Source organism: Bradyrhizobium huanghuaihaiense (genome assembly GCF_025200885.1).
GTDB lineage: Bacteria > Pseudomonadota > Alphaproteobacteria > Rhizobiales > Xanthobacteraceae > Bradyrhizobium > Bradyrhizobium huanghuaihaiense.
The window spans coordinates 1,007,639-1,032,807 of sequence record NZ_CP104172.1; the positions used below are offsets into that span (position 1 = coordinate 1,007,639).

Sequence of the window (25,169 nt, forward strand, 5' to 3'; positions counted from 1 at the left end):
CCGGCCTAGGGCTCCACCACCTCCACCTCCATCGCGGCGATCTCGTCCGCGTCGGCCATCGCCTCGATCGCCGCGATCCGGTCGCCGCTGAAGGTCACGCGCAGCACGATGCGCAACTGTCCGCCCAAGACGACGGCAACGCCCATCGCGCCGTCGACCAGCGCCGTGCGTGCGGCCTGCGCGCGGCCCTTGTAGAGTTGCGCGACGGCGTCGGCGCCGCGGATCTCGGCCAGCGTGCCGAGCCGCACCGCGGCCTGGTCGGCGCGAAACACCACGTCGGGATCGAGCACGGCGAGCAGGCCCTCGAAATCGCCTTCACGCGACGCCTTGAGGAATGCATCGACGATTCCGCGTTGATGCGACAGGTTTGCTTCGGGCACCGGCGCGCCCTGCACGCGTCGCCGCGCACGGCTCGCCAGTTGCCGCGAGGCGTCGACCGAGCGGCCGACGATCGGCGCGATCTCCTCGAAGGGGACTGCGAACATGTCGTGCAGCACGAAGGCCAGCCGCTCCGCCGGCTGCAATGTCTCCAGCACGACCAGCAGCGCCGCGCCGACGGAATCGGCCATCTCCGCCTCGTGCTGCCGCGTTTCGTCGACCGGCTCCGGCACGTGCGGGCCCATCGGATCCTCACGGCGCGATTTCCGTGCGCGCAGCATGTCGAGGCAGATGCGCGCGACCACGGTCGTGAGCCAGCCGCGCAAATTCGCGACGTCGGACACGTCGTAGCGGCTGACCCGCAGCCAGGCCTCCTGCACGGCGTCGTCGACCTCGGCGCGGGACCCCAGCATCCGGTAGGCGACCGCGCGCAAATGGTCCCTGTCGGCCTCGAACTGGCGCGCCAGAAAATTTTCTTCAGAGATTTTTTGGGTCATCGGTCACATTCCCTCATCGCGATCCGTCATGCCCATGACGAAGCCAATCCGGCCGATGTGACCGGAACCTTCGAAATTCGAACGATGGAGACGAAAATGATGCACGCCCGCATGAATCACCCCGTCATGGTCCTGCCCGAGGCCATGAATGTCCTGCAGTCCCTCGGCAATCTGACCAAGCAGGGCCTGCCGGAAAAGCTCCTGGAACTGGTGCACCTGCGCGCCAGCCAGATCAACGGCTGCAGTGTCTGTGTCGACATGCATCCCAAGATCGCCCGCAAGCTGGGCGAGACCGACGAGCGCCTGTTCGCCGTGTCGGCCTGGCGCGATGCCCCCTATTTCACCGAAGCCGAGCGCGCCGCGCTGGCGCTGACCGAAGCCGTCACGCGCCTCGCCGATCGCGAGGATCCGGTGCCGGATGCGATCTGGAACGAGGCCGCCAAGCATTTCGACGAGCGCGAGCTGGCAACGCTGATCCTCTCGATCGCGGTCATCAACGTCTGGAACCGCCTGAACGCGACGATCAAGATGCCGGTCGGTGTGTGGAAGGTGTGAGGCCTTTCCTTCTCTCTTTCGGTACGCGAGGAGAGAGCTACTCCGCCAGAAACCTGCTGACCACCTCGCCGAACTCCAGCGGAGCCTGCTCGAACATCCAGTGGCCGGCGTTTGGGATCACCGCCGTCTTGGCGCCAGCGATATGCTCGGCCAGCACGCGCCACATCACCGAGAGGCTTCCCGTCGTCGCCCCGCCACCGATCAGCAGCGTCGGCGTCCTGATCGCCTGCGCATCGGCGAGTGTGTAAGGCCGGCGCTGCTCGTTGATCTGACCGAGGAAGGTCAGTGCGTTGTCGCGCAATTGCTGCTTGGCCGCTGCCGGCACGCGCCGCCAGGAGCCGTCGCCTTCGATGCCCTCGTAGAAGTTCTGCAGCGCGCCCTCGAGGTCGCCGGCGCGGATCATCTCGACCGAGCGCACTGTCCGCGCTGCCAGCGGCGGATGCGCGGGCGTGCCCTCGGGCACGGGCAGGCTGGCGTCGAGATCGCCGCCCGGTTCGGCCAGCACCAGCTTTCGCAGCAGATCAGGCCGCGCCTGCGCCACGCGAAACGCGATGTGGCCGCCACGTGAATGGCCCATCAGGTCGACCGGGCCGGGCCTCACCTGCTCGATGAACGCGATCATGTCCGAGACGTGCTGGGCCATCTTGTAGTCGTCGCCGACGGCGTCCCAGTGCTCCGGAAAGAAATGCCGCAGGCTGACCGAGATCACGCGATGATTCTTCGACAGCGGGCCGAGCACCGAATACCAGGTGCGGAAGTCCCCGAGCGTGCCGTGCACGCAGACCAGCGGCGGGCCCTCTCCCACTTCGAGATAGGCCATGTCGTAACCGTTGACGGAAAAGCTCTGCATGATCAGCTCGCCAGAAAGTCGAGAACCACTTCGGAATATTTTTGCGGCGCCTGCTCGAACATCGGATGTGTCGCGTTCGGGATGATCGCCGTCCTGGAATAGGGCGCATGCGCGGCCAGCGCATGCAGCACCTTCGGCAAGAGGCCCTTGGTCCGCGCGCCCAGGATGAACAGCGTCGGCATCTTGATCTGCTCCGCATCCGCCTTCGAGAACGGCGGGCGATCGTCGCGGACCTGGCCGATCAGCGTGTAAGCGTTGTCGCGCAAATTCTGCTTCACCATTGCCGGCAGCCGCGGCCAAGTGCCGGCGCCTTCCAGCGTGTCGACGAACACGGCGAGGCCGCCGTCGACATCGCCGGCCGCGATCTTCTCGGCCGATGCCGTGAAGCGCGCCAGCAACGGCGAGGGACCGCCGACATAGTCAGGGTCGAGGCTCGCATCGAGCTCGCCGCCGGGCTCGGCCAGGATCAGCCGTCGGAGCAGATCCGGCCGGCGTTGCGCGACGCGGAAGCAGATATGTCCGCCGCGGGAGTGGCCCATCAGGTCGACCGGGCCGAGGTCGAGTTTTTCGATGAAGGCGATGACGTCGTCGACGTGCTGGGCGATCGAATAGGTGTCGCCTACACCGTCCCAGCGCTCCGGAAAGAAGTGCCTCAGGCTGACCGCGATCACCCGGTGCCGCTGCGTCAGCGGCCCCAGCACGCAGCCCCAGATACGGAAGTCGGAGAGCGATCCATGCACACAGACCAGCGGCGGGCGGCCTCTTTCGTCGCCCACGTCGAGATAGGGCATGTCGTATCCGTTGACGTGGAGGCTTTGCATTCTGGGCTCGCAAGAGGACTGGAACTCCTGTGCAAGATTCCCGGAAACCGGGTGGATCGCAACTATTTCCAAGCCTAGATTTGGGCCGAGATCACATTGGGGGCATGCGACAAGGACGCAAGCTCAGGAACCAAGCCATGACCGACCAGCATTTTGCCCTGTTCGACACCAGGATCGGCCTCTGCGCCATCGCCTGGGGCCCGCGCGGCATCAACGGCACGCAATTGCCGATGGGCGGCGAAGAGAAGATCCGCACCCGCATCAGTCAGCGCCATGCGGAGGCGACCGAAGCCGAGCCGACGCCCGAGGTGCAGCAGGCGATCGACCGCATCGTCAAGCTGCTCGCCGGTGAGCCCGACGATCTCACCGACATCCCGCTCGATCTCGACGGCGTGCCCGACTTCAACCGCGGCGTCTACGAGATCGCCCGCGCCATTCCGCCGGGCAAGACCGTCACCTATGGCGACATCGCCAAGCAGCTCGGCGGCGTCCAGCTGTCGCGCGACGTCGGCCAGGCGCTCGGCCGTAACCCGTGTCCGATCGTCGTGCCCTGCCATCGCGTGCTGGCTGCCGGCAACAAGCCCGGCGGCTTCTCGGCGAATGGTGGCGTGGTGACGAAGCTGAAGATGCTGGAGATCGAAGGCGCGCTGGTGAATCACACGCCGAGTCTGTTTGATTGATCTCTTCTTCATCCTCCCCTGGAGGGGGAGGGTCGATCGCGCGCAGCGCGAGCGGGGTGGGGTGATCTTTCCACTCGGGCAGTGTTTCGTGTGGAGATATCACCCCACCCCGCTGCGCATTCCGCTTCGCTGCATGCACAGCGACCCTCCCCCTCCAGGGGAGGGTAAGAAAGAGCGTTCTAAATCTTCGCCGCTGTCTTCGGCCAATATTTGTCACGCAGATGCCGCTTCACCAGCTTGCCGGTCGGCGTACGCGGCAGCTCGGCTTCGAAATCGATCGAGCGCGGGCACTTGATCGCCGAAAGCCGCGTCTTGCAGAATGCGATCAGCTCGGCCTCCAGCGCCTTGCCGGCGCGCGTCATGTCGTGCGGCTGCACCACCGCCTTCACCTCCTCGCCCATCTCCTCGTTCGGCACGCCGAACACGGCGACGTCGGCGACCGCGGGATGGGTGATCAGCACGTCCTCAGTCTCCTGCGGGTAGATGTTCACCCCGCCCGAGATGATCATGTAGGACTTGCGGTCGGTGAGGAAGAGGAAGCCATCCTTGTCGAGATAGCCGACATCGCCGAGCGTCGACCAGCCCTTGGCGTTGTAGGCCTTCTTCGTCTTCTCGGGGTCGTTGTGATAGGTGAACGCGGGAGCATCGGCGAAATAGACCGTGCCGATTTCGCCGACCGGCTGCTCCTCGTCGTTCTCGTCCAGGATCTTGATCTTGCCGACCACGGCGCGGCCGACGCTGCCGCGGTGCTCCAGCCATTGTTGCGAGTTGCAGACGGTGACGCCGTTGCCTTCGGAGCCGGCGTAGTACTCGATCAGGATCGGACCCCACCATTCGATCATTTTCGCCTTGACGTCGACCGGGCAGGGGGCTGCGGCGTGGATCGCACCCTTTAGCGTCGACACATTGTAGCGGTTGCGGACGTCGTCGGGCAGCTTCAGCATGCGTACGAACATGGTCGGCACCAGCTGCGACTGCGTCACCTTGTACTTTTCGACCAGCTTCAAAAACTCTTCGGCGTCAAAGTGCTCCATGATGATGGAGGTGCCGCCAAGCACGATCGCCATCATGTTGAAGCGCAAGGGAGCCGCGTGATAGAGCGGCGCCGGTGACAGATAAGTGCTCTCGGCGTTCATGCCGCACATGTCGGCGCAGAGTACGCGAAGGAACGCGTTCGGCACGTCGATACGATTGCCCTCGAACGCCTTCTTGATTCCCTTCGGGCGGCCGGTGGTGCCCGACGAATACAGCATGTCGTAGCCGGCGACCTCGTCGGCGATCGGCGTTGTCGGCTGTGCGGCGGCCTCCTTGTCGTAGGAGCGGAAGCCGGGCAGCGGCTCGTCCATCATGTAGAAGATCGGCTCACCGGCGGTGCCCTTGATCAGGTCCTTGATCTGGTCCGCGCATTTCGGCGTGGTGATGACGACCTTGGCGCCGCAATCGCCGATGATGTAGTCGATCTCGTCCTGCTTCAGATAGCGGCTGATCGCGGTGTAATAGAGCCCGCTGCGCTGTGCCGCCCAGCAGAGCTCCATGAAGGCGAGACGGTTCTCCATCAAGAGCGCGATGTGGTCGCCGGCCTTCAGCCCGAGCGAGCGGAACAGGTTTGCGCCCTGGTTCGAGAGCTCGTCGAGCTCGCGATAGGTGATCGCCTTGCCGGTGCCGGCCATCTGGTAGGCGATCTTGTTCGGCGTGGTGCGGGCGTGGATGGAGGGGTGGGTCATCGCGAAGGTCTCACAACAAAAAAGGTGTCATCCCGGCGAAAGCCGGGATCCATAACCACCGATCCAGATTGTTGAAGCGCGATGTCGCCCCAGCTCGCCCTAACCACGCACTCCGTGGCTATGGGTCCCGGCCTTCGCCGGGACGACACCTTTAGTGTGGCAACGCCTAAGCGGTGCAACGGCGACTACAGCCGCTCCACGATCGTCACATTCGCCATGCCGCCGCCTTCGCACATGGTCTGCAAACCATAGCGCTTGCCGCGCTGGTAAAGGGCGTGGACCAGCGTCGTCATCAGCTTGGTGCCGGAGCCGCCGAGCGGGTGGCCAAGCGCGATAGCGCCGCCGTTGACGTTGAGGCTGTCAGGGTCGGCGCCGGTGGTCTTGAGCCAGGCGGTCGGCACCGAGGCGAAGGCCTCGTTGACCTCGAACAAATCGATGTCGCCGATCTTCATGCCGGCCTTCTCCAGTGCGCGCTTGGTTGCGTGCAGCGGCGCATCCAGCATGATGACGGGATCGCCGCCCATCATGGTCATGTGATGGATGCGGGCGAGCGGCTTGACGCCGAGCTGCTTCAGGCCCTTCTCGTTCACCACCATGACGCCGGAGGCGCCGTCGCAGATCTGGCTGGCGCTGGCTGCGGTGAGCTTGCCGTTCTCGGCGATCAGCTTGACGCCCTTGATACCTTCGAGCGTCGCGTCGAAGCGGATGCCCTCGTCGATGTGGTGGGTGTCCTTGCTGCCGTCGGCCCTGACGATCTCGAGCGGCACGATCTCCTTCTTGAAGTGACCGGCTTGCGTCGCCGCGATCGCGCGCTGATGGCTGTTATAGGAGTATTCGTCGAGCTCGTCCTTAGAGAGGCCGTAGCGCTCGGCCATCATTTCCGCGCCGGTGAACTGGCTGAACACGATGTTGGGATATTTCGCCTCGATGCCCGGGCTCTTGTAATTGCCAAAACCGTTCTTGGCCGGAAGCTGCGACGACAGGCCCATCGGCACGCGCGTCATGGATTCGACGCCGGCGGCGATCACCACGTCCATCGTGCCGGACATCACCGCTTGGGCTGCAAAGTGCAGCGCCTGCTGCGAGGAGCCGCACTGGCGGTCGATCGAGGTGCCCGGCACGCTCTCCGGCAGTTTTGATGCCATGATCGCGTTGCGCGCGACGTTGTTGGACTGCTCGCCAACCTGCATCACGCAGCCCATGATCACGTCCTCGACCTGCGCGGGGTCGACCTTGGTGCGGTCGACCAGCTCGTCCAGCACTTTCGCGGCGAGATCGGCCGGATGCCAACCGGCGAGACGGCCCCCCTTGCGCCCGCCGGCGGTACGCGCGGCGGCGACGATGTAAGCCTCGGCCATGTCGGTTTCTCCCTGAATTTCTTCTCGGTGGTTTGGTTGTCGGGGCGGATTAAACGGGCGCGAGATCATTTAGTCAATCGATCAATTAACTCTTGTGATGAGGCGCTGCTTGGGCTTATCTGCGACCCGCTTCAGCGGCCAAAACAGGGATTTCCGTGGTTACCAGCGTACCGAACAGGCTCCCCAGCGGAAAAAATTCCACGGCAGAGAAATTGCTCGTGGCCGCGAGCGAGCTGATGATCGAACGCTCCTCAATCGAGATCTCGCTCTCCGACATCGCGCAGAAGTCGGGCGCCAACGCCGCGCTGGTCAAATACCATTTCGGGAACAAGGACGGCCTGCTGCTGGCGCTGCTCGAGCGCAATGCCGCGACCGAGCTCTCCAATCTCGAATATCTGCTGGCGCAGCCGATCACGGCGACGGCGAAGCTGAAGCTGCATATCGGCGGCATCATCCGCGCCTACTACCGGTTCCCCTACATGAACCGGCTGATCCACTATCTCCTGCACGAAACCAGTGCGGGGTCGGCCGACGAGGTCTCGAAATTCTTCGTCGCACCGCTGCTCGATTTTCACCGCCGTCTGCTCGCCGAAGGCGAGAGCAGCGGCGAATTCCGCAAGACCGATCCGGTGCTGTTCTACACCAGCCTGATCGGCGCCTGCGATCACCTGTTCTTCGGCCGGCACGCGATGTCCCGCGCGACCGGCGTCGGCCCGGTCACCGACGAAGTCTGCCGGCAATACATCAAGCACATGGAAACGCTGATTTGCGGCGGCATCCTCACGCAAGCCGGGGAAGCAGCCGCTGCCGGATGATCCGGCCAACATTTCATAAGTCTAGAGAAGAAACGTCCAAGGAAAAGGTAGAGGAAAGGTACAAGCGATGCAGTTGAAAGACGTAGCCGTTCTCGTCACCGGCGGTGGTTCTGGCCTTGGTGCCGCGACCGCCCGCGCCATGGCTGCCAAGGGCGCGAGGATCGGCGTGATCGATCAGAGCAAGGAGAACGCCGAGAAGGTCGCCACTGAGGTGAATGGAGTTGCGCTGCATGCGGACGTCACCAGCGAGGAGCAGATCAAGGCGGCGATCGCGAAAGCAGAAGCCGCGCATGGTGTTGCCCGCGTGCTGATGAACTGCGCCGGCATCGGCGGCTCGCAGCGCATCGTCGGCCGCGACGGCGTCTATCCGCTCGAAAAATTCGCGCGCATCATCAACGTCAACCTGATTGGAACCTTCAACTGCCTGCGGCTGTTCGCCGAGCGCCTCGTCACGATCGAGCCGGTCGGCGAAGAGCGCGGCGTCATCATCAACACCGCCTCGGTTGCGGCCTACGAAGGTCAGATCGGCCAGATCGCCTATTCGGCCTCGAAGGGCGGCGTCGTCGGCCTCACGTTGCCGGCCGCGCGCGACCTCGCGAGCCAGAAGATTCGCGTCAACACCATCGCGCCCGGCCTGTTCTTCACGCCGCTCTTGATGGGTCTGAACGAAGAGGCCCGCAAGAGCCTCGGCGCCCAGGTGCCGCATCCCTCGCGCCTCGGTGATGCCAATGAATACGGCATGCTCGCGGTGCACATCGTCGAGAACCCGATGCTGAACGGCGAGACCATCCGCCTCGACGGCGCCATCAGGATGGCGCCAAGGTAGAGCAGGCTCGCTTTTTACCCTCCCCTGGAGGGGGAGGGTCGGCGCGAAGCGCCGGGGTGGGGTGATCTCTCCACTCGGGCAGCGTTGGTTGGGGAGAGACCGTCACCCCACCCCGCTCGCGCTGCGCGCGATCGACCCTCCCCCTCCAGGGGAGGGTGGCAGTCCGGCTCATGATTGATGTGCGAGGCTCCCATGTCCCAACCGCTGCTGATCGAGCATCACGACGGTGTCGATCGGGTGACGCTCAATCGCCCTGACAGCCTCAACGCGCTCGATCCTGCGCTGATCGATGCACTCAACGTCTATTTCCAGGGACTGCAGCGCAACCGCGACACGCGCGTGGTCGTGCTCCGGGGTGCCGGCAAGAACTTCTGTGCCGGCCTCGATCTCAAGGCCGCGATGGCGCGTCGTGCCGGGCAGCAGGAGCCGCCGGGCGTCACGGAGTCCTTGGACTCGCAGCGCCGCATCGCCGACATCGTGATGCTGATGCGGCGCTGCCCGCAGCCGATCCTGGCGCTGGTGCAGGGCGCGGCGGCCGGCGGCGGGTTTGCGCTGGCGCTGGCGTCCGACATCCGCATCGCGACGAGATCGACGCGGATGAACTGCGCCTTCATCAAGCTCGGCCTCGGCGGCTGCGACATCGGCACCAGCTATTTCCTGCCGCGTCTCGTCGGTGTCTCCGTCGCCTCCGAGCTGATCCTCACCGGGCGCTTCATCGGCGCCGAGCGGGCGCTTGCGGTCGGGCTGGTCTCGGAGGTCGTCGACGAGGACAAGCTCGATGATGCGGCCGAGCCTTATGTCGATGCGATGATGACGGCGTCGCCCGTGGGGCTGCGGTTGTCGAAGGAATGTCTCAACATGAGCGTGGATGCCGGTTCGCTGGAAGCTGCGATCGCGATGGAGGATCGCAACCAGGTTCTGTGCAGCCGCTCGGAAGAGTTTTCGGAGGGCATCAGGGCCTTCCTTGAGAAGCGAAAGCCTGTCTATATCAAGCGCTGAACCACGAAGATCCGCAAAGGACGATAATTCCGGGAGACGCAAAATGAGTGGAAGCGCGGCGGCGGTGATGACGAAGCCCGCCTTTCGCAAGGTCGAGTGGCTCAAGCGCGACATCGACGTCGAGCGCCGCGCCGACGGCACGGTGGTGTTGAAGTCGCGCATTCCGCTGCAAGCATATGAGACGCACATCCCGGCGTCGCTGGCGAAATGGGCGAAGGAAGCGCCGGAGCGTATCTGGCTCGCGCAGCGCGGCGGTGCCAACCGTGAATGGCGAAAAGTTTCCTATGGCGACGCCAAGCGCACGGTCGATGCGCTGACGCAAGGCCTGCTCAATCTCAAGCTCGCGGGGCGCCCGGTCACGATCCTCTCCGGCAACTCGATCGAGCACGCGCTGATGACGCAGGCCGCGATGCAGGCGCGCGTCCCGGCTGCACCGGTGTCGCCGGCCTACTCGCTGATGAGCCACGATCACGTCAAGCTGAAGTACCTGTTCAACCTGGTCAAGCCGGCCGTGGTGATGGTGCAGGACGGCCCGACCTTCGAGAAGGCGCTGAAAGCGCTCGACCTCACTGGCGTTACCGTCGTTCACGTCGCGCGGCCCTGCGACGGCATCAAGAGCGTCAGTTTCGCCGAGCTCGCGGCAACGCCCGTCACCGCCGACGTCGAAGCGTCGATCGCAAAAATCACGCCGCAGACGGTCGGCAAGCTGCTGTTCACGTCGGGCTCGACCGGCATGCCCAAGGCCGTCATCAACACGCAGGAGATGATGTGCGCCAATGCGGCGATGATGATGCAGGTGCGGCCGCGCACGCCTGATGGTCCAATTTCGACCATGCTGGACTGGATGCCGTGGAATCACACGATGGGCGGTAACGCGGCGTTCCACCCTGTGCTGGTCGATGGCGGCACGCTCTATATCGACGACGGCCGGCCGATGCCGGGCCAGTTCGAGGAGACGCTGCGAAACCTGCGCGAGATCTCGCCGACCTACTACGCCAACGTGCCCGCCGGCTATGCCGCGCTCGCGGCTGCGATGGAGAAGGACGATGCGCTGTGCCGCTCGTTCTTCAAGAATTTGTCGATCATGGCCTATGGCGGCGCGCGGCTGCCGGACGATCTCTACGAGCGCATGCAGGCGCTGGCGGTGAAGACCACCGGCGAGCGTATCGTGTTCTACACCGGCTGGGGTTCGACCGAGACCGCGCCGACCTCGACCGGCACCTATTGGGACACCGAGCGCGTCGGCCTGATCGGCCTGCCGTTCCCCGGCGTCGAATTGAAGATGGTGCCGTGCGGCTCAAAATACGAGCTGCGCCTGCGCGGCGTCAACGTCACGCCCGGCTACTTTGGTCAGCCTGACCTGACCAAGAAGATGTTCGACGAGGAAGGTTTTTACTGCATCGGCGATGCCGGCATCTTCGTCGACGATGCCGATCCGGTGAAGGGTATCATCTTTGCGGGGCGCGTGGTCGAGGACTTCAAGCTCACCACCGGCACCTTCGTGCATGTCGGCTCGCTCCGCACCGACGCGATCGCGGCGGCGACGCCCGTCGTGCATGATGCACTGGTCGCGGGACAGGATCGCGCCTTCATCGGCCTGCTCGCCTGGCCGAACCTGCATGCCTGCCGTCAGCTCGTCGGCAATCCCGATCTGAGTTTTGCGGATGCGGTGAAGCACCCTGACGTGCTCGCCTGCTTCAGGCGCGGGCTGGAGACTCACAACCGGGAGTGCGAGGGCGCCAGCAGCCGCATCATCGCCCGCGCCATGCTGATGGTCGAGCCGCCCTCGATCGACGGCAACGAGCTCACCGACAAGGGCTACATCAACCAGCGCGCCGGCCTCGAACGCCGCGCCGCGCTGGTGGAGCGGCTCTATGCCGATGAGCCGGATGAAGATGTGATCGTGCTGCGATGAGTGCGCAACTCTCTCACCTCGTCATTCCGGGATGGCCCGAAGGGCCAGGCCCGGAATCCATACCCCCGATTCGTGGTTATGGATTCCGGGCTCGCGCTACGCGCGCCCCGGAATGACGGCATCAATGAAAACAACAAATAAACAAGGGTAAGCCGCCATGAACTTCGATTTCTCCGACGACCAGAAACAGCTCCGCGATCAGGCGCGCAAATTCCTCGCCGAAAAATGCTCGCCCAAGGCGGTGCGCGTGGTGCTCGACGGCAAGTCTGCTTACGACAAGGACCTGTGGAAGGGCCTTGCCGAGATGGGCTTTCTCGGCGTTGCCATTCCGGAAGAGTTCGGCGGCGCCGGTGCCGGCCATCTCGAGCTTTGCGTGATCGCGGAGGAAATGGGCCGGGCCAATGCGCCGGTGCCGTTCTCCTCGACCGTGTATCTTGCCGCCGAAGCGCTGCTGATCGCCGGCAGCGAGGCGCAGAAGAAGAAATGGTTGCCGGCGATCGCTTCGGGCGAGGCGATCGGCACGCTGGCGCTGTTCGAGGGCAAGGGCAATCCGGCGCCGAAGAACGTCAAGCTGACGGCCGCGAATGGCGTGCTCAACGGCGTCAAGAAGCCCGTCGCCGACGGCGGCATCGCCGACTTCGCGGTGGTTGCCGCGCGCACCGGATCGAGCGGGCGCGAGAACGACATCTCGCTGTTCCTGGTCGACCTCAAGGCCGGCGGCGTCGAGGTCAAAAACCTCACCAATCTTGATCCGACCCGTGGGCAGGCCGAGCTCACCTTCAAGGACTGCAAGGCCGAGCCGCTTGGCGCCGCCGGCGATGGCTGGAGCATTTTGACCCAGGTGCTCGACCGCGCTGCGGTGCTGTGCGCGTTCGAGCAGGTCGGCGGCTCCGACCGCGCGTTGGAAATGGGCCGCGACTACGCGCTCGACCGCATCGCCTTCGGCCGTCAGATCGGCTCGTTCCAGGCGGTCAAGCACATGCTCGCCGACATGTACGTCTCGGCGACGCTGGCGCGCTCCAACAGCTATTACGGCGCCTGGGCGCTCTCGACCAACGCGGCCGAGTTGCCGGAAGCTGCTGCCGCCGCGCGCATCAGCGCGACACAGGCGTTCCAGCACTGCGCCAAGAACAACATCCAGGTTCACGGCGGCATGGGCTTCACCTGGGAGTTCGACTGCCACATGTACTACCGCCGTGCCAACGCCATGGCGCTCGGGCTCGGCAGCCTCAGCTATTGGGAAGACCAGCTGATCGACCGCATGCGGACGAAGAACGCGGCGTAGTGATCGGTTATTTGTAGGATGGGTAGAGCGTAGCGAAACCCATCATAACGCGGGTGGTCTAAAAGATGGGTTTCGCTTCGCTCTACCCATCCTACGACGCCGGCGAGGGATGAGAGACCATGAACTTCGACGACACCCCGCAAGAGGCCGAATTCCGCGCCACCGCCCGCGCCTGGATCGGCGCGAATGCGCCCAAGCAATACGAAGAGGAGCTGCGCAAATCCTCGCTCGGCCGCACCGTGCTCAAGAACGCCAACATTCTTGAAGTGGCAAAGGCCTGGCAGAAGAAGAAGGCCGATGCCGGCTGGGCCTGCCTGCACTGGCCGAAGGAGTATGGCGGCCGCGGCGCCTCGCCGATCGAGCGCGTGATCTGGCAGCAGGAAGAGGGGCCGTTCGGCCAGTTGTCCCGCATGTTCATCATCGGCCACGGCATGTGCGGACCGACCATGATGGCGTTCGCGCGCGAGGAGCATAAGCGCACCTATTTGCCGCCGCTCGCTTCCGGCGAAAAGGTCTGGTGCCAGCTGTTCTCCGAACCCGCCGGCGGCTCCGACGTTGCGGGGCTTCGCACCCGCGCCGAGAAGGACGGCGACGACTGGATCATCAACGGCCAGAAGATCTGGACCTCGGGCGCGCATTATTCCGACTACGGCATCCTTCTGACGCGCACCGATCCGACCGTGCCCAAGCACAAGGGCCTCACCATGTTCTTCCTGGACATGAAGAGCCCGGGCGTCGAGGTCAGGCCGATCAAGCAGGCGAGCGGCGCCTCCGACTTCAACGAGGTCTATTTCACCAACGTCCGCATTCCCGATCATCAGCGCCTCGGCGAGGTCGGTGACGGCTGGAACGTCTCGCTGACCACGCTGATGAACGAGCGTAGCGCGATCGGCGCGGCCGTCTCGACCGGTTTCCCCGAATTGTTCGAGTATTGCTCGAGCCTGATGCTCGACGGCGGTCCGGCGATCGAGGATCGCGCGGTGCGCTCGAAGCTGGCGAACTGGGCGGTGAAGGCGAGCGGGTTGAAATACACCAGCATGCGCGCGATCTCGGCGCTGTCGAGAGGCGAGCGGCCGGGTCCGGAAAATTCCATCGGCAAGCTGGTTGCGGGGTCGATGATCCAGGATGTCGCAACCTACGCGCTGGACTTGCAGGGTGCGAGCGGCGTGGTCAGCGGCGAGGATGGCGAGCTGGCCGGTCGTTTCCAGGCCATGCTGCTGCGTGCGCCCGGCACGCGCGTCGAAGGCGGCACCGACGAGATCATGCGCAACATCATCGCCGAGCGGGTGCTGGGCCTGCCCGGCGATATCCGTGTCGACAAGGACGTGCCGTTCAACAAGATCCCGACGAAGGGAAGAGGCTGATTGTGTCCCGGACGCGGTGCGGTACGAAGTACCGCTCCGCAGAGCCGGGACCCAGAAGGTCACGAGGGGCCCCGGCTCTGCAGCGCACCGCTTCGCGCTGCGCAGCGTCCGGGGCACGAGAGAGGAGAGCTCGAAGATGAATTTCGACGACACCCCGCAGGAAGCCGCATTCCGCGAGACCGCGCGCAAATGGGTCGAGGCCAATGCGCCGAAGGAGCTGCATGCCGAACTGTCAAAGTCCTCGCTCGGCCGCATCCGGCTTGCCAAGCACGACATCGTCGATGTCGGCAAGGCCTGGCAGAAGAAGAAGTTCGAGGGCAACTGGGCCTGCCTGCACTGGCCGAAGGACTACGGCGGCCGCGGCGCGAGCCCGATCGAGCGGGTGATCTGGCAGCAGGAGGAGGGCGTCTACGGCAAGCTGACCCAGCCGTTCCAGATCGGCGAGGGCATGTGCGGCCCGACCGTCATGGCGTTCGGCAGCGAGGATGCCAAGCGCCGCTATTTGCCGAAGCTCGCCTCGGGCGAGGAGATCTGGTGCCAGCTGTTCTCCGAGCCGTCGGCCGGCTCCGACGTCGCGGGCCTGCGCACGCGCGCGGAGAAGAAGGGCGACAACTGGGTCGTCAACGGCCAGAAGATCTGGACCTCGGGCGCGCATTACTCCGACTATGGTCTTCTGATCGCGCGCACCGATCCGAATGTGCCCAAGCACAAGGGCCTCACCATGTTCTTCCTCAACATGAAGAGCCCCGGCGTCGAGGTGCGGCCGATCAGGCAGGCCAACGGCATGCAGGAGTTCAACGAGGTCTATTTCACCGACGTCGTGATCCCCGACAGCCAGCGTCTCGGTGCCGTCGGCGAAGGCTGGAGCGTGTCGCTGACCACGCTGATGAACGAGCGCATGTCGATCGGCTCGCGGCTCGCGACCGGCGTGCCTGAGATGTTCGAGTTCTGCTCCAATCTGATGCTGGAGGACGGGCTTGCGATCGACGATCCCGCGGTGCGCTCGAAGCTGGCGAGCTGGGCGGCCAAGTCGAGCGGGCTGAAATACACCAGCTACCGCACCATCTCGGCGCTGTCGAAGGGCGAGCGACCGGGGCCGGAGAACTCGATCGGCAAGCTGGTGTCCGGCATGATGCTGCAGGACATCGCGACCTTCGCGATGGACCTGCAGGGCGCGGCCGGTGTTCTCACCGGCAGCGACGAGGAGACGGTGCAGGGCCAGTTCCAGCAGATGCTGCTGTCCTCGCCCTCGATGCGCATCGCCGGCGGCACCGACGAGATTTTGCGCAACATCATCGCGGAGCGCGTGCTGGGCCTGCCGGGTGACATCCGCGTCGACAAGGATGTGCCGTATAACAAGATCCCGACCAAGGGGCGGTGATCTCACGTCTCGCGGTATCTCGTAGGGTGGGCAAAGCGAAGCGTGCCCACCATATGCAGATGCGTCGGGGAAAGTCTGTCGGTGGGCACGACGCTGCGCGTCTTTGCCCACCCTACGAAGAGAAAGCGCGAGCTGATCCATGGACGCACAAGTGAAACAATACGACCGCATCGGCGTGCTCGAAGAGCTCCTCAACGAGCGCTACTCGGTCCGCGCCTTCCTGCCCAAGGAGGTCGACCGCGCCACCATCGCGCATGTGCTGACCACCGCGCAGCGCACCGCGTCCTGGTGCAACAGCCAGCCCTGGCAGGTCATCATCGCCAGCGGCGAGGCCAAGGAGCGTTTTCGCAAGGCGATCTACGCGGAGGCCTCGAAAGGCCTCGGCGACGATTACGATTTCATCCCGCCGCGCGAATATGTCGGGGTCTATCTCGAGCGCCGCCGCGAGAGCGGCTTCCAGCTCTACAACACGCTCGGCATTGCCCGCGGCGACAAGGCCGCCTACGCCAAGCAGGCGCTGGAGAACTACAATTTCTTCGGCGCGCCGCATATCGCGATCATTCACACCAACGAGCCGCTCGGCATCTACGGCGCGATCGATTGCGGCGCCTATGTCTCCAATTTCATGCTGGCCGCGCAGGCGCTCGGGCTCGGCACGATTCCGCAGGCGGCGCTGGCGCGCCACTCCGGCCTGATCCGCCGCCATTTCAACCTGCCCGACGATCGCCGCGTCGTCTGCGGCATCTCGTTCGGCTATGCCGACCACGCCCACAAGGTCAACAGCTACCGCACCTCGCGCGCGAGCGTGCCTGATACCGTGACGTTCGTGGAGGAGTGAGGACGTACGCGAAGGCGGCCGCGCGAACGGCCGCCTTCACACGTCTGCTGTGGACCCGATGGCTGCGCTATCCGCCGCTGCCGCCGATCACGGCGCGCACGGTCTCGTCAGGCCCGAAGTCTTCGGCGCCGTCGACATAGAGCAGTGCGGCGAGCTTCGAGCGCGCGCGATTGACGCGGCTCTTGATCGTGCCGACCGCGCAGCCGCAGATCGAGGCCGCATCCTCATAGGAGAAGCCGGAGGCACCGACCAGGATCAAGGCCTCGCGCTGGTCCTGCGGAAGCTTCTCGAGTGCGCCGCGAAACTCCTCGAACTCGAGATGCGCATTCTGCGAAGGCTGCGTCTTCAGCGTCTTGGCATAATTGCCCTCGGCATCCTCGACCTCGCGCCGCCGCTTGCGATAGTCGGAGCGAAACAGGTTGCGCAGGATCGTGAACAGCCAGGCCGGCAGGTTGGAGCCGGGCTGGAAGGAGTCGATGTTGGCGAGCGCGCGCAACAGCGTTTCCTGAACCAGATCGTCGGCGCGGTCAGCGTTGCCGCTGAGCGAGATCGCGAACGCGCGCAGACTTGGCACGGCCGCAAGGATGTCGTTACGCAGGGATTCCGTGAGAGGCATTAATCCCTCCCATTGTTGTTGTCGTTGGAGCCCCCATCAATTTCCACTTGGGGTGCGCCTCCCGGCGCATCAAGTTTCTTGATCAGTTCCGCGAACCGGTCCGGAACCCCTTGCCGCACGACGTCGTCGTACATGGCGCGCAGTTGATGCCCGATCCGGGATTGGATCTCCGGAGTGAGGCCTCCCTTGCCGGGGGTCGTGCTTTTGCTGGCTTGAGACTTGAGATCTTTCATGACCTGTTCCACGTTTCCCCGAGTTAAGTTACTGTAAATTCGAGAAGTTTTCTCAACCGGGAGCCGTTCCCTGGATAGGCACAATTCCAGGTTCGTCAAAAAGTTCCCCCTGTCGCGGAACTTTTCTTGTCCTGAGGCGTAGTCAGCCCAGCAGGGGAACCCGGGCCTCCCCTCGTTGTTCCTGTTTCTCTGAGGTCGGCCCGAAGATGAATGGAGTGGGGATGTCCCGTTCACAGCTTGTTGCTGAACACTTGCCGTTGCTGCGCCGGTACGCACGCGCCCTGACGGGCAGCCAGGCCTCCGGTGACGCCTATGTCGCAGCCATGTTGGAAGCCATGCTGGGAGATCCGTCGGTCCTCGACGAGAGCCATGGGCCCCGCGCGGGCCTGTTCCGGCTGTTCACCCAGATCTGGAATTCGGTGTCCGTCAACGACGATGCCGAGGTGACGACCCTGCCGATGCCGCCCGAGCGTCGGCTGTCGAACATCACGCCGCTGCCGCGGCAGGCATTCCTGCTGCTGTCGCTGGAGGGATTTTCGGAAGAGGAAGTCGCCTTCATCCTCAGCACCGACGTTGCCGAGACGCGGCGTCTGGCCGATGCCGCAGGGCGCGAGATGGCGGCCGAGATTGCCACCGACGTACTGATCATCGAGGACGAGACGTTCATCGCCATGGACCTCGAGAGCCTGGTGAAGAATCTCGGCCACAATGTCGTCGGCGTCGCACGCACTCATGCCGACGCGGTGGCGCTCGCCAAGAACAAGCGGCCCGGCCTGATCCTCGCCGACATCCAGCTCGCCGACGGCTCGTCGGGGCTTGATGCCGTCAACGAATTGCTGCGCACCTTCGAGGTGCCGGTGGTGTTCATCACTGCCTATCCGGAGCGCTTCCTCACCGGCGAACGGCCGGAGCCGGCATTCCTGATCTCAAAACCGTTCCAGCCGGCGATGGTGTCGGCGGTGGCGAGCCAGGCGCTGTTCTTCCAGCGCAATTCGCGCAACCGCGCGCCGAAGGTCCCGGCGGCGTAAGGAAGCTCGTATCGAAAAACAGAACGGCGCGCTGCAAGGCGCGCCGTTTTTTGTTTGCCTACCCTTTTCAGCAGCCCCGGCAGATGCTGCGCATCTTGGCATCGACCTTAGCTTGTTCTGCGGCCGCCTCTGCGGGCGGCGGGCTACCCGACCACGGTAGCGTCGTTTTTGCCCTGAAGACGATTGGCGCCGTGAGGTGAAGACTGTCATCCCCAATCTCGGCGGGCGGCTCCGGAAATGGCGCAGCCGCTTCCACCATCGCTAAGGCTGCGGCGTCGAGTTCGCTGGAGCCCGTGCTTTCGACCAGCGCGCTCGAAATCAAATTGCCCGTCCGATCGAGAACAAACAGGACTTTCGCCGTTCCGCCTTCGGCAGGCGAATTGCGCGGATAGATCCTCTTGCTGAACAGTCGATTGGAAACTTGCCTTTTCCAGGCGTTGATAGAGCTCTCTTGGGTGTCTAGCGCCTCAGTCTGCGCATACGCGGGGAAAGCCGCGAGCAATCCGAGAAGCGCGGCCAGCAAGGGGAATTTCATCTGCATCGGTGCGGATACTAGTCGCGGTCCGGTTGATTGCAAGACTCGTTGCTCGTATCGCGCTTGCCCCGTTGTGGGCAATTCGAGCGGCCGCGAAGCATCGGGCGCTTGACGGCAACCCAATTGCCCCGTTGATACGTCGGGCCGATGAGATTCAGCGCAGCGTCAAGCCGCCGGGAGGGACGTACCATGGACCAGCAACTGCTCGATCGCTTCGCCATCCGCGACCTCGTCGAGAACTGGGCGGTGTGGCGCGACGCCGGTGACTGGGAGCGTTTTGCGACCGTCTGGCACGAGGAGGGCTGGATGTCCGCCACCTGGTTTCAAGGGCCGGCGCGGGATTTCATGCGCGTCAGCCAGGAGGGGTTCGCCAAGGGCGTGCGCATCCTGCATTTTCTCGGCGGCACCAGCATCGACCTGTCCGGCGAACGCGCCATCGCCCAGACCAAGATGACGATCTCGCAGCGCGCACCTGTACACGACGTGCTTTGCGACGTCGTCTGCACCGGCCGCTTCTACGATTTCCTGGAGAAGCGGCAGGGGAAATGGGGCATCGTCCGCCGCCAGCCGATCTACGAGAAGGACCGCATCGACCCGGTCGATCCCGCCGCGACGTTGCGACTCGATCAGCAGGCGCTCGCCGCGCTTCCCGAAGGCTACCGGCATCTCGCTTACATGCAGGAGCTGATCGGCTACAAGGTCAAGCGCGACATGCCGGGCTTGACCGGTGCTGAGGTCGAGAGGCTCTATAGCGAGGGGCGGGACTGGCTGGCGGGGAAAGCGAAGTAAGCCCCAGACAAAAGTAAGGTGCGACTGGCGTCGCAACTATTCCGGAACTCCGGCCATGTGCAGGCCCTTTACGAGGCGCCTGCTTCCTGCGCGGAATGTAGGATCGTCCGAAAGCCAAACATTCTTCAAGCGACGAATGGCGAAAGCGGGATCCAGTGCAAGTCCGTCTCGCTTAGCCGCCACCGCATCATCCATCTTTCCGACGAGGGCTAGAGCCGCTGCGGATACAAAATGGGCAACGGGGTAGTTTGGGTTGGCCTTTATGCTTCGCCGTAACCACTCAATCGCCTCGGCCTCGGCTCCGAGGCACAATTTGGCTAAGCCAACGCAGCACAGCCACCGATGTGCGCCGTCGTCACGTGGGGACAGGCGCAATGCATCTCGTACGTATCCCTCCATTTCTTCTGGGTGACCGAGAAGCATTTTTGCGACGCCAAAGAGAGCATGAGCCTCCGCCAAATTTCGGTTCAGAGCCAGTGCGCGCTCGCATTCGGCGACTCCTTTCTCCGCGCGCTGCGTACATACTTGCACGATGCCCAAAGCCATGTGAGCGAGAGCGTGTTGCGGGTCTAAGGAAAGCGCTTTGATTGAGGCCGCCTCTGACGCCGCGAAATATCGGCAGGGGTCATCAGCGAAAACAACACTAGCCATTGCCGCGTCGACCAGCGCGATCCCTACCAATGCTTCAACGTTGTCCGGCTCAAGTCCCAAGGCCCGTTCAAAGAAGCTTCGAGCCTGCCTCAGGTGAGGAGAAGTCCAACTCTTGTTCCAAAGGGCCATTCCTTGGAAATAAAAGTCCAATGCGCTCGGTTGCAATGAGCGTTCCGCCCGCCGTGCCTCGGCAGCGATGAGTTGGGCATTAAGCGCGTTGGCCAATCTCGATACAATTTCGTCCTGCATCTCGAAGAGATCGGCGAGGGGTTTGTCAAAGCGGTCCGCCCAGAGGTGGCTTCCTGTTTCAGTGTCGACCAGTTGGACGTTCACTCGAAAGCGGTCTCCGCTGCGCTGGACGGACCCTTCGAGCACGTAGCGAACGTCAAGGTCGCGGCCGATCTGCTTCAGGTCGATCGGCTTGCCTTTGTAGGTAAATGCAGTGTGGCGGCCGATCACGAGCGATCCACTGATGCGCGACAGGTCGGTGGTCAGGCTCTCGGTCACGCCATCGACGAAATAATCCTGCAAGGGGTCGCCGCTAAGATTGGCGAAAGGCAGCACGACAATGGAGAGGCGGGGCGGTAAGCGGGTCGCCCTCGCGCCAACGGGTCTTTGGGGGTGGAGGCCATCCAGGAGGGCGGCGTAGGTTTGGATCGGAAGATCAATATTTTTGAAAGTCTGCTCTCCACAAGTTGCAAACTCAATGCCGACCTTGCCCCTGACGTGATCGTAGGCAGATGAGGAAATGCAGATTCCGCCGGGGTCAGCGATGCTCTCTAGCCGTGCCGCGATATTGACGCCGTCACCAAAAACATCATGCGGTTCGACAATCACATCGCCTACATTGATGCCGACGCGAAAGGCAATTCGTCGCTCTTCCGCATCGGCGGCGGTAAGCTCCCTGATGCGAGTCTGAAACTGCACTGCGGCGCGAACCGCTTCGACCGCGCTTGGAAACTCTGCCAAGAACCCGTCGCCGGTGTTCTTCACGATCCGGCCCCCGTGTTCGGAGATGGCAGGCGCGATCCCTTCGGCAAGGAGACTTGTCAGTTTGGAGTGGGTTGCTTCTTCGTCATGGTGCATTAGCCGCGAATAGCCCGCCACGTCAGCGGCCATTATCGCTGATAGCCTGCGTTCAAGCCGAACCGGCCGCTCCTGCTCCATGGCAATATTCCAACCCACTGTCGCTGCTGGCGGATCAGAGAAGTGCCGAACGCGCTGTTCTCGTTTCCATCATGCCCACGAGGAGGCAGGGGGTCAAAATGATAGTGGGTCCAGGTCGCAATTTTTCAGCCGCTACGGCTGATCTAGCGGGCGTTTCCGAAATCCGACCTGCTCTTTTCCCGGCCTTCGCGCTCGCAATCCGCTCGAACTGCCGGCCGCGGCGAGGGTTGATCCCGAATTCTACAAATACGTCGAGCCTACCCTTGTCCGCCGCGAACGGCAGCAATCTCAAGGCGATGATCGGGCCGGAAACCTCTACCGCGCGTTGCGGACTTCAGCGACGAGGAAAATTCGGCTGGGGGAGAGCTTCCGCCATGGGGCAGAGGCGGCCGAGAGGGTGCCAAAATTCTCTCGCCCAAACAAAAAAGTAAGGCGCGACTGGCATCACCACAGTCGCGCCCTACGTCGCCGGCTTATGGGGCAGGGGGGAATAGCCGGCTGCAGAGACGACTCCCGACTGCCGGAGTCGTTCCAGGCGGTTGCGAATTTTTTTGCATGGGCGCCCCGACCTTTTCGCACACGGTTAAGTGATCGTGACGGTCGAGAACCCCCGGTCCTCGGCTCGCGTTGTTCCCTTGATCGCCATGGGGCGAGGGATTGACAGCCATGTCACAGATTCAAAAGGTATTTTTGAGCGCCGCCGCGATTGCCGCAACGCTTGGCGCCGTGCAACTCGCCTCCGGCCACGATCTGGCCGACCGCTGGCAGGCGGTCGCCGACAAATCTGACAAGCCGGGCCACAACGTCAACCGGGCCGGCAAGGCCGACCGGCTGGCCGAGATCAAGCAGGCAGCGGTTCCCAGCCGCACTGTGTCGATGCGGCTGAACGACCTCGCCGATACCTCGGTGCTGCTGCGGGTCCCCGCGGTGATCGAGACCGGCAACGCCAAGCCGCCGGTGTTGCTCCAGAACCAAAACCAGAGCCAGAAGAAGCAGGGTCGCAGCAACAAGCCGACGATCGCCTGCGAGCCGATGGTCAGCTCCCTGACTGAGGTCGCCAAGCTGCTCCAGCCCGGCCGTTGCGTCACCTGATCGCCCACCGTCCTTGGACGGGATTGCCTCTGCCGCAGGCAGGGGCCAAGTTCCTCACGTCCTCTTGATCCGCCCTCTCATCGCGTTATATCCGGGCTTTCCCTTTGATTTGACCGGGTAAACGCATGACGACGTCAGACACGGCTGTGCACACGCAGCCCTTCCAGGCCGAGGTTTCCGAGCTTCTGCACCTCATGGTGCATTCCGTCTATTCGGAGACCGACATCTTCCTGCGCGAGCTCGTCTCCAACGCCTCGGATGCCTGCGACAAGCTGCGCTACGAGGCGATCGCAACGCCGGCGCTGCTGGGCGAGGGGGACGCGCTCAAGATCCGCATCATCCCGAACAAGACGGCCGGAACGCTCACGATCGCCGACAATGGCATCGGCATGGAGCGGCAGGAGCTGATCGACCATCTCGGCACCATCGCCCGTTCCGGCACCAAGGCGTTCGTGTCGAAGCTGAAGGAGGCCAAGGACGGCCTCGGCCTGATCGGCCAGTTCGGCGTCGGCTTCTATTCCGCCTTCATGGTCGCCGACAGGATCGTCGTCATCAGCCGCCGCGCCGGCGAGAGCGACGTCTGGACCTGGACATCGTCCGGCGGCTCCGGCTTCGAGATCGCCCGCGCCAGCGAGGAGGACGCCTCGCGTGTCGTGCGCGGCACCGAGATCGTTCTGCACCTCAAGGACGACGCCAAGAAATATCTCGAAACCTACGAGATCGAGCGCATCGTCGGTGCCTATTCCGACAACATCCTGTTTCCCATCGAGCTCGTCCCGGAAGAGGGCGAGCCGCGCCAGATCAACTCGGCGAGCGCGCTGTGGCAGCGCTCGAAATCCGAGCTCACGGCGGAGGATTACAAGAAGGCCTATCAGCAGATCGCCTCCGCCTTCGACGATCCCGCGATGACGCTGCACTACCGCGCCGAAGGGCGCTACTCCTACGCCGTGCTGCTGTTTGCGCCGTCGACCAAGCCGTTCGACCTGTTCGAGCCGAACCGCAAGGGCCGCGTGAAGCTCTATGTCCGCCGCGTCTTCATCACCGATGATGCCGATCTCTTGCCGGGCTATTTGCGCTTCATCCGCGGCGTCGTCGACAGCGAGGATCTTCCGCTCAACATCTCGCGCGAGATGCTCCAGAACAATCCGCAGCTGGCGCAGATCCGCAAAGCCGTGGCGACCCGCGTCGTGTCCGAGCTCGAAAGCCTCGCCGACAAGGATGCCGAGAACTTCGCCAGGATCTGGGACGCCTTCGGCGCGGTGCTGAAGGAAGGCATCTACGAGGATTTCGAGCGTCGCGAAAAGCTGCTGGCGCTGTCGCGCTTCACCACCACGTCGGGCGAGAAGCGGTCGCTGAAACAGGTCGTCGCCGATTTCAAGCCGAACCAGACCGAGATCTATTATCTCGTCGGCGACAGCATCGAGCGGCTGAAGTCCAACCCGCGGCTGGAAGCTGCGACGGCGCGCGGCATCGAGGTGCTGCTGCTGTCAGATCCCGTCGACGCCTTCTGGACCTCGATGCCGACGGAATTCGAGGGCAAGCCGCTGAAGTCGCTGAGCCAGGGCGATCTCAATCTCGACCTGATCCCGCGCCTCGACGACAAGGACGAGGCGAAGAAGGACGAGCCCGTCGCCGATGAAGCGGCCACCATCGCCGTGATCAAGGCCGCGCTCGGCGAGCGCGTCAGCGACGTCAAGGCCTCGACGCGCCTCACCAGCTCGGCCTCCTGCCTCGTCGCCGACAGCCAGGGCCCGAGCCGCGAGCTCGAGCGCATCCTGTCGCAGCAGAACCGCGGCATGCGCACCAAGCCGGTGCTCGAGATCAATCTGCGCCATCCAATGGTGGGCGCGATCACCCGGGCACAGGCCGGCTCCAAGGCGGTCGACGATCTCAGCCTGCTCCTGCTCGAGCAGGCGCAGATCCTGGACGGCGAGCTGCCGGAAGACCCCGCGGCGTTTGCGGCGAGGTTGAACCGGCTGGTGCTGCAGGGGCTCGGCTAGCTTCGCGCGGCTTCGTTGGTCGTCATGGCAGGTCAAGCCCGGCCATGACGACCGCGTCGCGACAAGCCCACCTCACCTTGCCGTCATATGTCCCTGGGAACAGTCGCCTCCGCGGCGGTGTTATGCCATAGGAGGGCGTCGGCATCAGATCTGCCGACACTACCGATTCGAGGATGTCTTCATGCGTTTGCCGATCCTGACCCTCACCGCGATTGTCACGCTGTTTGCTGCGGCAGATGCGCGCGCCCAGACCTATGATCCGCGCTATCCGGTGTGCATGCACGTGTACACGCCCGGTGGCTGGGGTGGTGGCGGCGACTATTACGATTGCTCGTTCACATCGCTGCCGCAGTGCCGCGCCACGGCTTCGGGCCGCTCCGCGACATGCGACCTCAATCCCTACTACGCCTTCGACGAACCGCCACCGCCTCCGCGCAAGCGTCACAAGAAGGTGTATTAGGCAATCCGGGGCGCAGGAGCGTACTTCATGCGTTTCTCGTTCGGCCAGGTCGTGATCGTCGGCGCGGTGCTCGCGGCCGCGCCGTCACACGCGCAGACCTTCGATCCCCGTTTTCCCGTCTGCATGCACGTCTATTCCGGCGGGAGTAGCGGCGGCGGAGAATGGTACGATTGCTCCTTCGCATCGCTGTCGCAGTGCCGCGGCACGGCCGCAGGCCGTGCCGCCACCTGCGATCTCAATCCGTTTTATCCGGTCAACGCACCGCCGCCGCGTCCGCGCCGCGGGAGAAGCGGCTAGCGCTCCCTTTTCCGG

General features: G+C 63.9%; 25 protein-coding genes. 16 read left to right on the forward strand and 9 right to left on the reverse strand.

What is annotated here, in order from left to right; translation table 11 throughout:
• Positions 1 to 5: 5 nt before the first annotated feature.
• On the reverse strand, positions 6 to 875 hold the full coding sequence (locus N2603_RS04655; protein ID WP_260387859.1) for a sigma-70 family RNA polymerase sigma factor: 870 nt from the start codon (positions 873 to 875) through the stop codon (positions 6 to 8).
• A gap of 99 nt (positions 876 to 974) precedes the next feature.
• Between N2603_RS04655 and N2603_RS04660 the strand changes: the two genes are divergently transcribed.
• The gene (locus N2603_RS04660) at positions 975 to 1,430 is read left to right on the forward strand and encodes a carboxymuconolactone decarboxylase family protein (RefSeq protein WP_260424144.1); all 456 of its coding nucleotides are present in this window, start codon (positions 975 to 977) and stop codon (positions 1,428 to 1,430) included.
• A 37-nt stretch (positions 1,431 to 1,467) separates the two neighbouring features.
• On the opposite strand, the gene N2603_RS04665 is transcribed toward N2603_RS04660, so the two are convergent.
• A complete protein-coding gene (locus N2603_RS04665; RefSeq protein WP_260387860.1) occupies positions 1,468 to 2,280 on the reverse strand; it encodes an alpha/beta fold hydrolase in 813 nt (270 codons plus the stop codon).
• Positions 2,281 to 2,282: 2 nt separating this feature from the next.
• Complete coding sequence (locus tag N2603_RS04670) at positions 2,283 to 3,101, reverse strand: alpha/beta fold hydrolase (RefSeq protein ID WP_260387861.1); 819 nt, start codon at positions 3,099 to 3,101, stop codon at positions 2,283 to 2,285.
• A 137-nt stretch (positions 3,102 to 3,238) separates the two neighbouring features.
• On the opposite strand from N2603_RS04670, the gene N2603_RS04675 reads away from it, so the two are divergent.
• Entirely contained in the window at positions 3,239 to 3,781 is a 543-nt protein-coding gene (locus N2603_RS04675) for a methylated-DNA--[protein]-cysteine S-methyltransferase (RefSeq protein WP_260387862.1), read from the forward strand.
• Positions 3,782 to 3,960: 179 nt separating this feature from the next.
• On the opposite strand, the gene N2603_RS04680 is transcribed toward N2603_RS04675, so the two are convergent.
• Complete coding sequence (locus N2603_RS04680; protein WP_260387863.1) at positions 3,961 to 5,505, reverse strand: acyl-CoA synthetase; 1,545 nt, start codon at positions 5,503 to 5,505, stop codon at positions 3,961 to 3,963.
• 185 nt (positions 5,506 to 5,690) lie between these two features.
• Positions 5,691 to 6,863, reverse strand: coding sequence for an acetyl-CoA C-acetyltransferase (locus N2603_RS04685; RefSeq protein ID WP_260387864.1), 1,173 nt, complete (start codon positions 6,861 to 6,863; stop codon positions 5,691 to 5,693).
• A 236-nt stretch (positions 6,864 to 7,099) separates the two neighbouring features.
• Between N2603_RS04685 and N2603_RS04690 the strand changes: the two genes are divergently transcribed.
• The 8 genes from N2603_RS04690 to N2603_RS04725 all read left to right on the forward strand — a co-directional run bounded on the left by N2603_RS04690 (position 7,100) and on the right by N2603_RS04725 (position 16,286).
• Positions 7,100 to 7,678 (forward strand): TetR family transcriptional regulator, encoded by a 579-nt coding sequence (locus N2603_RS04690; RefSeq protein WP_244635836.1) that lies wholly within the window; start codon positions 7,100 to 7,102, stop codon positions 7,676 to 7,678.
• 67 nt (positions 7,679 to 7,745) lie between these two features.
• A complete protein-coding gene (locus tag N2603_RS04695; protein ID WP_260387865.1) occupies positions 7,746 to 8,504 on the forward strand; it encodes an SDR family NAD(P)-dependent oxidoreductase in 759 nt (252 codons plus the stop codon).
• A 192-nt stretch (positions 8,505 to 8,696) separates the two neighbouring features.
• The gene (locus N2603_RS04700; RefSeq protein WP_260387866.1) at positions 8,697 to 9,503 is read left to right on the forward strand and encodes an enoyl-CoA hydratase/isomerase family protein; all 807 of its coding nucleotides are present in this window, start codon (positions 8,697 to 8,699) and stop codon (positions 9,501 to 9,503) included.
• A 43-nt stretch (positions 9,504 to 9,546) separates the two neighbouring features.
• Complete coding sequence (locus N2603_RS04705; RefSeq protein ID WP_260387867.1) at positions 9,547 to 11,418, forward strand: AMP-binding protein; 1,872 nt, start codon at positions 9,547 to 9,549, stop codon at positions 11,416 to 11,418.
• A gap of 157 nt (positions 11,419 to 11,575) precedes the next feature.
• Complete coding sequence (locus N2603_RS04710) at positions 11,576 to 12,703, forward strand: acyl-CoA dehydrogenase family protein (RefSeq protein ID WP_260387868.1); 1,128 nt, start codon at positions 11,576 to 11,578, stop codon at positions 12,701 to 12,703.
• A gap of 119 nt (positions 12,704 to 12,822) precedes the next feature.
• Complete coding sequence (locus N2603_RS04715; protein ID WP_260387869.1) at positions 12,823 to 14,067, forward strand: acyl-CoA dehydrogenase; 1,245 nt, start codon at positions 12,823 to 12,825, stop codon at positions 14,065 to 14,067.
• 136 nt (positions 14,068 to 14,203) lie between these two features.
• The gene (locus N2603_RS04720; RefSeq protein ID WP_260387870.1) at positions 14,204 to 15,448 is read left to right on the forward strand and encodes an acyl-CoA dehydrogenase; all 1,245 of its coding nucleotides are present in this window, start codon (positions 14,204 to 14,206) and stop codon (positions 15,446 to 15,448) included.
• Between the two features lie 139 nt (positions 15,449 to 15,587).
• Positions 15,588 to 16,286 (forward strand): nitroreductase, encoded by a 699-nt coding sequence (locus tag N2603_RS04725; protein WP_260387871.1) that lies wholly within the window; start codon positions 15,588 to 15,590, stop codon positions 16,284 to 16,286.
• A gap of 67 nt (positions 16,287 to 16,353) precedes the next feature.
• On the opposite strand, the gene N2603_RS04730 is transcribed toward N2603_RS04725, so the two are convergent.
• Positions 16,354 to 16,902: a sigma-70 family RNA polymerase sigma factor gene (locus N2603_RS04730; protein ID WP_018646832.1), complete on the reverse strand. Its 549-nt coding sequence runs from the start codon at positions 16,900 to 16,902 to the stop codon at positions 16,354 to 16,356.
• Complete coding sequence (locus N2603_RS04735; protein ID WP_018646833.1) at positions 16,902 to 17,135, reverse strand: NepR family anti-sigma factor; 234 nt, start codon at positions 17,133 to 17,135, stop codon at positions 16,902 to 16,904. The genes N2603_RS04730 and N2603_RS04735 overlap by 1 nt, the downstream gene beginning before the upstream one ends.
• A gap of 221 nt (positions 17,136 to 17,356) precedes the next feature.
• Between N2603_RS04735 and N2603_RS04740 the strand changes: the two genes are divergently transcribed.
• Positions 17,357 to 18,163, forward strand: coding sequence for a response regulator (locus tag N2603_RS04740; protein ID WP_026312585.1), 807 nt, complete (start codon positions 17,357 to 17,359; stop codon positions 18,161 to 18,163).
• A 67-nt stretch (positions 18,164 to 18,230) separates the two neighbouring features.
• On the opposite strand, the gene N2603_RS04745 is transcribed toward N2603_RS04740, so the two are convergent.
• Positions 18,231 to 18,704: an energy transducer TonB family protein gene (locus N2603_RS04745; RefSeq protein WP_260387872.1), complete on the reverse strand. Its 474-nt coding sequence runs from the start codon at positions 18,702 to 18,704 to the stop codon at positions 18,231 to 18,233.
• A gap of 183 nt (positions 18,705 to 18,887) precedes the next feature.
• Here N2603_RS04745 and N2603_RS04750 point away from each other — a divergent pair, with 183 nt between their 5' ends.
• Positions 18,888 to 19,487 carry a nuclear transport factor 2 family protein gene (locus N2603_RS04750; RefSeq protein WP_260387873.1) on the forward strand — a complete coding sequence of 200 codons (600 nt, stop codon included), beginning with the start codon at positions 18,888 to 18,890 and terminating at the stop codon, positions 19,485 to 19,487.
• Between the two features lie 36 nt (positions 19,488 to 19,523).
• Here the strand turns inward: N2603_RS04750 and N2603_RS04755 are convergent, their stop codons facing one another.
• Positions 19,524 to 21,305 carry an adenylate/guanylate cyclase domain-containing protein gene (locus N2603_RS04755; protein WP_260387874.1) on the reverse strand — a complete coding sequence of 594 codons (1,782 nt, stop codon included), beginning with the start codon at positions 21,303 to 21,305 and terminating at the stop codon, positions 19,524 to 19,526.
• A 666-nt stretch (positions 21,306 to 21,971) separates the two neighbouring features.
• Between N2603_RS04755 and N2603_RS04760 the strand changes: the two genes are divergently transcribed.
• The 4 genes from N2603_RS04760 to N2603_RS04775 all read left to right on the forward strand — a co-directional run bounded on the left by N2603_RS04760 (position 21,972) and on the right by N2603_RS04775 (position 25,154).
• Complete coding sequence (locus N2603_RS04760) at positions 21,972 to 22,397, forward strand: hypothetical protein (protein ID WP_260387875.1); 426 nt, start codon at positions 21,972 to 21,974, stop codon at positions 22,395 to 22,397.
• A gap of 125 nt (positions 22,398 to 22,522) precedes the next feature.
• A complete protein-coding gene (gene htpG, locus N2603_RS04765; RefSeq protein ID WP_260387876.1) occupies positions 22,523 to 24,397 on the forward strand; it encodes a molecular chaperone HtpG in 1,875 nt (624 codons plus the stop codon).
• A gap of 181 nt (positions 24,398 to 24,578) precedes the next feature.
• Positions 24,579 to 24,857 carry a DUF3551 domain-containing protein gene (locus tag N2603_RS04770; protein ID WP_018648575.1) on the forward strand — a complete coding sequence of 93 codons (279 nt, stop codon included), beginning with the start codon at positions 24,579 to 24,581 and terminating at the stop codon, positions 24,855 to 24,857.
• 27 nt (positions 24,858 to 24,884) lie between these two features.
• Positions 24,885 to 25,154, forward strand: a complete 270-nt coding sequence (locus N2603_RS04775; RefSeq protein ID WP_018648574.1) for a DUF3551 domain-containing protein — start codon at positions 24,885 to 24,887, stop codon at positions 25,152 to 25,154.
• The last annotated feature ends 15 nt before the right edge of the window (positions 25,155 to 25,169 follow it).

Coding starts and splice junctions, on each gene's coding strand:
- N2603_RS04655 (WP_260387859.1), bottom strand. CDS start 875: ATGACCCAAAAAATCTCTGAAGAAAATTTTCTGGCGCGCCAGTTCGAG.
- N2603_RS04660 (WP_260424144.1), top strand. CDS start 975: ATGCACGCCCGCATGAATCACCCCGTCATGGTCCTGCCCGAGGCCATG.
- N2603_RS04665 (WP_260387860.1), bottom strand. CDS start 2,280: ATGCAGAGCTTTTCCGTCAACGGTTACGACATGGCCTATCTCGAAGTG.
- N2603_RS04670 (WP_260387861.1), bottom strand. CDS start 3,101: ATGCAAAGCCTCCACGTCAACGGATACGACATGCCCTATCTCGACGTG.
- N2603_RS04675 (WP_260387862.1), top strand. CDS start 3,239: ATGACCGACCAGCATTTTGCCCTGTTCGACACCAGGATCGGCCTCTGC.
- N2603_RS04680 (WP_260387863.1), bottom strand. CDS start 5,505: ATGACCCACCCCTCCATCCACGCCCGCACCACGCCGAACAAGATCGCC.
- N2603_RS04685 (WP_260387864.1), bottom strand. CDS start 6,863: ATGGCCGAGGCTTACATCGTCGCCGCCGCGCGTACCGCCGGCGGGCGC.
- N2603_RS04690 (WP_244635836.1), top strand. CDS start 7,100: ATGATCGAACGCTCCTCAATCGAGATCTCGCTCTCCGACATCGCGCAG.
- N2603_RS04695 (WP_260387865.1), top strand. CDS start 7,746: ATGCAGTTGAAAGACGTAGCCGTTCTCGTCACCGGCGGTGGTTCTGGC.
- N2603_RS04700 (WP_260387866.1), top strand. CDS start 8,697: ATGTCCCAACCGCTGCTGATCGAGCATCACGACGGTGTCGATCGGGTG.
- N2603_RS04705 (WP_260387867.1), top strand. CDS start 9,547: ATGAGTGGAAGCGCGGCGGCGGTGATGACGAAGCCCGCCTTTCGCAAG.
- N2603_RS04710 (WP_260387868.1), top strand. CDS start 11,576: ATGAACTTCGATTTCTCCGACGACCAGAAACAGCTCCGCGATCAGGCG.
- N2603_RS04715 (WP_260387869.1), top strand. CDS start 12,823: ATGAACTTCGACGACACCCCGCAAGAGGCCGAATTCCGCGCCACCGCC.
- N2603_RS04720 (WP_260387870.1), top strand. CDS start 14,204: ATGAATTTCGACGACACCCCGCAGGAAGCCGCATTCCGCGAGACCGCG.
- N2603_RS04725 (WP_260387871.1), top strand. CDS start 15,588: ATGGACGCACAAGTGAAACAATACGACCGCATCGGCGTGCTCGAAGAG.
- N2603_RS04730 (WP_018646832.1), bottom strand. CDS start 16,902: ATGCCTCTCACGGAATCCCTGCGTAACGACATCCTTGCGGCCGTGCCA.
- N2603_RS04735 (WP_018646833.1), bottom strand. CDS start 17,135: ATGAAAGATCTCAAGTCTCAAGCCAGCAAAAGCACGACCCCCGGCAAG.
- N2603_RS04740 (WP_026312585.1), top strand. CDS start 17,357: ATGTCCCGTTCACAGCTTGTTGCTGAACACTTGCCGTTGCTGCGCCGG.
- N2603_RS04745 (WP_260387872.1), bottom strand. CDS start 18,704: ATGCAGATGAAATTCCCCTTGCTGGCCGCGCTTCTCGGATTGCTCGCG.
- N2603_RS04750 (WP_260387873.1), top strand. CDS start 18,888: ATGGACCAGCAACTGCTCGATCGCTTCGCCATCCGCGACCTCGTCGAG.
- N2603_RS04755 (WP_260387874.1), bottom strand. CDS start 21,305: ATGGAGCAGGAGCGGCCGGTTCGGCTTGAACGCAGGCTATCAGCGATA.
- N2603_RS04760 (WP_260387875.1), top strand. CDS start 21,972: ATGTCACAGATTCAAAAGGTATTTTTGAGCGCCGCCGCGATTGCCGCA.
- htpG (WP_260387876.1), top strand. CDS start 22,523: ATGACGACGTCAGACACGGCTGTGCACACGCAGCCCTTCCAGGCCGAG.
- N2603_RS04770 (WP_018648575.1), top strand. CDS start 24,579: ATGCGTTTGCCGATCCTGACCCTCACCGCGATTGTCACGCTGTTTGCT.
- N2603_RS04775 (WP_018648574.1), top strand. CDS start 24,885: ATGCGTTTCTCGTTCGGCCAGGTCGTGATCGTCGGCGCGGTGCTCGCG.